Raw genomic sequence first — 5,897 nt, forward strand, 5'->3', positions numbered from 1 at the left:
GCCTGGTGGCCGGCAAGCTGGGCGAGCGCCTGGGCCAGTCGGTGATGGTGGACAACCGCACCGGCGCGAACAGCAACATCGGCGCCGAAGCCGTGGCCCACGCGCCGGCCGACGGCTACACGCTCTACGTCTACACCGTGGCCAACACGGTCAACGCATCGCTGTACGAGAAGCTGGGCTACGACCCGCTGAAGGACTTCGAGCCCATCGGCCTGATCGCCCGCGTGCCCAACGTGCTGGTGGTCAACCCGGCGCTGCCGGCGAAGAACGTGGCCGAGTTCGTGAAGCTGGCGCAGGCGCCCGCAGGCCTGAGCTTCGCATCGTCCGGCAGCGGCTCCACCATCCACCTCTCGGGCGAGCTGTTCAAGGTGGTTGCCAAGGCCAACCTGCTGCACGTGCCTTACCGCGGCAGCGCGCCGGCGCTGACCGACCTGATGGGCGGCCAGGTGCAGGCCATGTTCGACAACACGCCCTCGGTGCTGCCGCATGTGAAGGCCGGCAAGCTGCGCGCGCTAGCCATCACCAGCGCGCAACGCTCGCCGCTGCTGCCGGACGTGCCCACGCTGGCCGAGTCCGGCTTCCCCGGCTTCGACGTGCAGTCCTGGTTCAGCCTGGCCGCCCCCGCTGGCACGCCGCGCGCCGTCATCACCCGGCTCAACAGCGAGCTGAACAAGGTGCTGGCCGAGCCGGACATCGCCCAACGCCTGCGCGACATGGCCGCCACGCCCGAGCCCGGCACGCCCGCGCAGTTGCAGCAGTTGATCACCTCCGAAGCCAAGCGCTGGCGCGAGGTCATCAAGCAGGCCGGCATCAAACCAGACTGAGCAGGACAAGCCCTTCATGCACCCGATCGACTTCTTCTGGCGCGCCGCCGACCGCTGGCCCGAGCGCATCGCCATCGACGCACCTGAAGGCCTGCTGCGTTACGACACGCTGGCCGCGCATGTCAGCGCACTGGCCGCGGCCTTCATCGCGCTGGACCCCACGCCGCAGAGCCGCGTGGGCATCTGCGCGGCCAACAGCACGGCCCACATCGTCGCGCTGCTGGCGGTGCTGGCCAGCGGCAAGGTGTGGGTGCCGCTGAACGTGAAGAGCACCGCGCCCGAGATTCGCCGCCTGGTGGACGCGACCGAACCCACGCTGCTGGTGGCCGACGCCGACGGCATGGCGCTGCTGGGCGAGGCGCCGGGCACGCGCATCCATTGCGAAACGGGCCAGGACGGCCTGGACATCGCCTCGCTGGCCGCGCAGCACGCTGGCGCGCCGCGGCCTGTGATCGACCTGCCGCTGGAGGCCACGCAGGCCATCAAGTTCACCGGCGGCACCACCGGCGCGCCCAAGGGCGTGATGCAACCCTACCGCGCCTGGCTGGCCAACATTGCCAACCAGGTCCAGGCTTGGGGCTTCGACGAACACGAGCGCTACGTGCTGGCCGCGCCCATCACGCACGGCACCTCCACCTACCTGCTGCCCATCCTGGCGCAGGGCGGCTGCCATGTGGTGCTGGCCAGTGGCGGCGCCGAGGCCGTGCGCCAGGCCTTCAGGACCCGCGGCGGCACCGCCTGCTTCATGCCGCCCACCTTGATCTACATGCTGATGGCGCTGCCCGGCGCCTCGCGGGCCGACTTCCCACGCTTGCGTCGCCTGATCTACGGCGGCGCGGCCATGCCGCCCGAGAAGATCCGCGCGGTGCGCGCCTTCTTCGGCCCGGTGCTGGGCACCACCTACGGCCAGACCGAGGCGCCGCAAATCCTCACCGTGATGCGGCCCGAGGATTTCGAGGAAGAGGCCAACTGGGCCTCGGTCGGCCGCACCACCTGGTTCAGCGACGTGGCCATCATGGCGCCGACCGGCGAGCTGCTGCCGCGCGGCGAGGTCGGCGAAGTCGTGGCCCGCGGTGACCTGCTGATGAGCGGCTACTGGCGTCTGCCTGAGAAGACTGCTGAAACCCTGGTCGACGGTTGGCTGCACACCGGCGACCGAGGATTGATCGACGCCCGCGGATTCCTGTACCTCAAGGACAGGCTGAAGGACCTGGTCATCACCGGCGGCTTCAACGTCTACCCGGTGGACGTGGAAAACGCGCTGGGCCAGCACCCGGCGGTGCACGAATGCGCGGTGTTCGGCGTGCCGGACGACAAGTGGGGCGAAGCCGTGCAGGCGGCAGTGCAACTGCGGCCTGGTCAGCATGCGGCCGAGGCCGAACTGATCGCCTTCGTGCGCGAGCGCCTGGGGCCGGTGCACACGCCCAAGCGCATCCACTTCCACGCCAGCCTGCCGCGCTCGCCCGTCGGCAAGGTGCTGAAGGCGGCCGTGCGCGAACTCGCGCTGGCCTCGTACTCCCACTGAAGGCCTTGCAATGACCGTCTCCACCAAAGCCAAGGCACCGCCCACCACCCGCCTGTGCCGCCACACGCTGACCAGCCTGCACTACGGCGGCGCCAACCTGGTCGACGACCTGATGGGCCAGAAGACCTTCACCGAGGTGCTGCTGATGCAGATCCTTGGCCGCACGCCGCGCCCGGTCGACATGCGCATCGCCGACGTGGTACTCATCGTGCTGATGGAACACGGCCTCACGCCAAGCGCCATTGCCACCCGGCTGGTCTACATGAGCGCGCCTGAGAACCTGCAGGGTGCCGTGGCCGCGGGCCTGATGGCCGTGGGCAGCAGCTTCGTCGGCACGATGGAAAACTGCTCGCGCCTGCTGGACCGCCTGCAGGCCGCGGCCGACCCGCAAGGCGAAGCCCTGGCCATCGCCCGCGAACACCAGGCCCGCAAACAGCCCGTGCCTGGCTTCGGCCACCACCTGCACAAGCCGGTGGACCCGCGCGCCTACAAGCTGCTGGACCTGGCCCGCGCCGAGCCTGAGCTGCCCGGCGACTACCTGCGCGCCCTCGAAACCCTGTCCCGCGCGGTCGACACGGCAGCTGGCAAACCCATCACGATTAACGCCACCGGCGCCGTCGCCGCGCTGCTCGGCGAGATCGGCGTGCCCACCGAAGTCATGCGCGGCTTCGCCGTCATGTCGCGCGCCGCCGGGCTCGTCGCCCACGTCGTCGAGGAACAGCAAAGACCGTCGGGGCGCTTCATCTGGGAGACGGTGGAGGCCACCATCTCGTTCGACGCCGATCCGGTGGCCTTAGAGCCTGAGCAGCTGTGAACTGAGAGGGGCCGGCAGCGCCGGCGGGGGTAATCCAGGGTTTGTACGGTCGTACAAAATTCTTGTACGGGTGTACAAACTCGACATGGCGCGGCTTGTCGCGCCTGTCGATTTCCGGATCACCATGCCTGCCGAGATGCCTTCGACCTTTCCCCAGCGGCGCCTGCCCGAGTCGCGCAAAGCCAGCCAAGGCGATGCCCAGCCGAACCGGCAGCGCGCCATCTTGCTGGCCGCTGAGAAGCTGTTTGCGCTGCGTGGTTACCACGCGGTGTCGATCCGCGAGATTGCCGCCGAAGCCGGCGTGCCGCTGGCCCTGGTGGGCTATTACTACGGCGCCAAGCAGGACCTCTATTACGCGATCTTCGAGTCCTGGCAGGGCACCATCGACACCCGGCTCGCGCAGTTGCGAGCGGCCACCCAGCCCCCGATTGCCGACGATGCGCTGGAGCGACTGATCGCGTCCTTCATCGGGCCGGTGGTGGCCCTGCATGGCAGCCCCGAGGGCCAGTACTACGCCCTGATGGCCGCGCGTGAACTGGCGCTGCCCACTGCCGAGTCCGACAAGGCGCAGCGCGAGTTCTTCGACCCGCTGGCCCATGCCTACCTCGACGCGCTGCAGGTCCTGTTTCCCGGCAGCAGCCGCGGCCAGGTGGCCTGGTGTTACCAGTTCATGCTCGGCGCGCTGCTGCACTTCCTTTCCGACACGCGCGTGGCGCGCCTGTCCAAAGGCGAGAACCAGCCCGCCGACCCGGCGGCCACCCCGCATTTGCTGCGCTTTGTCACCGCCGGCTTCCGTGCCGTGTTGGTGACCTGAGCGTCCCCTTCCGCCTTCCCCTGCGCCGCGCGCTTCGAAGCTGGGTCAGCCCCCGGCTGGCGCAGCCATGACCTGACGAAACGACCCGGAGACCCGCATGCGATCACCTTTCTTGCTCCGCCGCCGCGATGCCTTGCGCCGTGGCATGGCCGCCGCCGCCTCGCTGGCCGCGCCGCCGATGGCTTCACGTGCCGGCACCAACGCCAGCATCAGCCTGGGCTATTCCGCCGTGTCCGATTTCGCCACCGTCTTCGTGGGCGTGGACGAGGGCTTCTTCGCCCGGCGCGGCCTGGAGATGGAACTGCGCTTCATTCCGCTGAACCCCACGATCGTGCCGGCGGTGCAGTCGGCCTCGCTGCAGATCGGGGGCGTCACACCCACGGGTTTCCTGCAGTCGGTGGACGCCGGCCTGAACCACGTGGTGCTGGCCGGTGGCGGCGTGCTCTCCAAGACCTACACCGAGCTGGGCCTGGTGGCCAAGGCCGGCACCAACATCCGCGGCGCGTCGGACTGCGTGGGCAAGCGCATTGGCGTGCCGGGACTGGGCGCGCTGCTGCATGTGACCTTCCGCGCCTGGCTGAAGTCCCTGGGCGTGGACGCGGCCAAGGTCAGCTTCGTCGAGGCGCCGTTCCCGCAGCACGCCGACCTGCTGCGCGGCGGCGCGATCGATGCCGTGGTGACCGGTGGGCCCTTCATGGCGCGCATCCTGGAAAGCGGGGTCGGCCATGTGGCCGCTTACTACATGACGTTCCTGCCCTCCGGCTATCCGACCGTGGTGCACGTGGCGCGCCGCGACTGGGTTCAGCAGAACCAGGCCGCGGTGAAGGCCTTTCGCGAGGGGCTGGGCGAGGCGGCGGCCTTCATGCTCAGGCCGTCCAACGAAGAGAAGGTGCGGGCGTCGTTGGGCAAGTACCTCAAGCTGCCGGAGCCGGTCGCGACCAAGATGCAGATCTCCCCGCCCGGGCCCATTGTCACGCCCGCGCAACTTCGCTGGTGGGGCGCGCTGATGCAGGACCAGGGCCTGCTCAAGGGCCAGATCGCCTATGACAACCTGATCCTGAAGGCTTGAGGCCACCATGTCTGCCGTTCCTGTCATCGAGCTGCGCCATGCGGCCCAGGCCCAACCCCGCGAGACCCTGCTGCGCTTCGACCGCGTGGCCATGCACTTCGGTGCGCGGGTCATCCTGTCTCCCACCAGCCTGGACATCGCGCGGGGCGAGTTCGTCTGCATCGTCGGCCCTTCGGGTTGCGGCAAGACCACCTTGCTGCGCACTGCCGCCGGTTTCGAGACGCCCTCCAGCGGCACGGTGATGCGGGGCGGGCAACGCGTTGCGGGCCCGTCCCGCGAAGTGGCGTTTGTGTTCCAGGACTATGGGCGCGCGCTGCTGCCGTGGCGCACCGTGGCGGGCAACATCAGCCTGGCCCTGGAGGCGGCCGGGGTGGCCCCGGCCGACCGGGCCGCCCGCATTGAGCGTGTGCTCACCACGGTGGGGCTGGCGGCGCATGCCGCCAAGTTCCCGGCGCAGCTCTCGGGGGGCATGCAGCAGCGGGTGCAGATCGCGCGTTGCCTGGCGCAGGAGCCCGAGCTGATCATGATGGACGAGCCCTTCGGAGCGCTGGACGCGATGACGCGCGAGAGCCTTCAGGACGAACTCGCCCGCCTGGTGCGCGAACGAGGCCTGACGGTGCTCTTCGTCACCCATGACCTGGAGGAGGCTCTGTACCTGGGCGACCGCGTGGTCGCCTTGCGCGCCAACCCCACGCCCGAGCGTCCCAGTCTGGCGCGGGTGATCGACGTCCAACTGCCGCGGCCCCGCGACCAACTCGGCACCAAGGAACTGCCCGAGTTCCTGCGCCTGCGCCGCGAGCTCTATGGCTTCCTGGGGCACAGCCATGACTGATCGCTGGCAGGGCCCGGTG

At 69.5% G+C, this 5,897-nt stretch carries 6 protein-coding genes; all 6 read left to right on the forward strand.

Translation table 11 applies throughout. The annotated features are described in order from the left end of the window. A partial coding sequence (locus FKP22_RS18650; RefSeq protein ID WP_141289184.1) for a tripartite tricarboxylate transporter substrate binding protein occupies positions 1-824 on the forward strand: 824 nt, incomplete at its 5' end. 16 nt (positions 825-840) lie between these two features. After that, positions 841-2,349 carry a class I adenylate-forming enzyme family protein gene (locus FKP22_RS18655; RefSeq protein WP_141289186.1) on the forward strand — a complete coding sequence of 503 codons (1,509 nt, stop codon included), beginning with the start codon at positions 841-843 and terminating at the stop codon, positions 2,347-2,349. A gap of 10 nt (positions 2,350-2,359) precedes the next feature. Further along, positions 2,360-3,163, forward strand: a complete 804-nt coding sequence (locus tag FKP22_RS18660) for a citryl-CoA lyase (protein WP_141289188.1) — start codon at positions 2,360-2,362, stop codon at positions 3,161-3,163. A gap of 124 nt (positions 3,164-3,287) precedes the next feature. After that, the gene (locus FKP22_RS18665; protein WP_233446888.1) at positions 3,288-3,977 is read left to right on the forward strand and encodes a TetR/AcrR family transcriptional regulator; all 690 of its coding nucleotides are present in this window, start codon (positions 3,288-3,290) and stop codon (positions 3,975-3,977) included. A 97-nt stretch (positions 3,978-4,074) separates the two neighbouring features. Next, positions 4,075-5,046: an ABC transporter substrate-binding protein gene (locus FKP22_RS18670; RefSeq protein ID WP_231011644.1), complete on the forward strand. Its 972-nt coding sequence runs from the start codon at positions 4,075-4,077 to the stop codon at positions 5,044-5,046. 91 nt (positions 5,047-5,137) lie between these two features. Further along, a complete protein-coding gene (locus FKP22_RS18675; RefSeq protein ID WP_231011785.1) occupies positions 5,138-5,878 on the forward strand; it encodes an ABC transporter ATP-binding protein in 741 nt (246 codons plus the stop codon). Positions 5,879-5,897: the final 19 nt, after the last annotated feature.

The sequence above is a fragment of the Ideonella azotifigens genome (assembly GCF_006519715.1).
Classification (GTDB): Bacteria; Pseudomonadota; Gammaproteobacteria; order Burkholderiales; family Burkholderiaceae_C; genus Ideonella; species Ideonella azotifigens.

Excerpts from the sequence above, each read along its gene's own strand:
- FKP22_RS18655 (WP_141289186.1), top strand. The coding sequence starts at position 841 with ATGCACCCGATCGACTTCTTCTGGCGCGCCGCCGACCGCTGGCCCGAG.
- FKP22_RS18660 (WP_141289188.1), top strand. The coding sequence starts at position 2,360 with ATGACCGTCTCCACCAAAGCCAAGGCACCGCCCACCACCCGCCTGTGC.
- FKP22_RS18665 (WP_233446888.1), top strand. The coding sequence starts at position 3,288 with ATGCCTGCCGAGATGCCTTCGACCTTTCCCCAGCGGCGCCTGCCCGAG.
- FKP22_RS18670 (WP_231011644.1), top strand. The coding sequence starts at position 4,075 with ATGCGATCACCTTTCTTGCTCCGCCGCCGCGATGCCTTGCGCCGTGGC.
- FKP22_RS18675 (WP_231011785.1), top strand. The coding sequence starts at position 5,138 with ATGCACTTCGGTGCGCGGGTCATCCTGTCTCCCACCAGCCTGGACATC.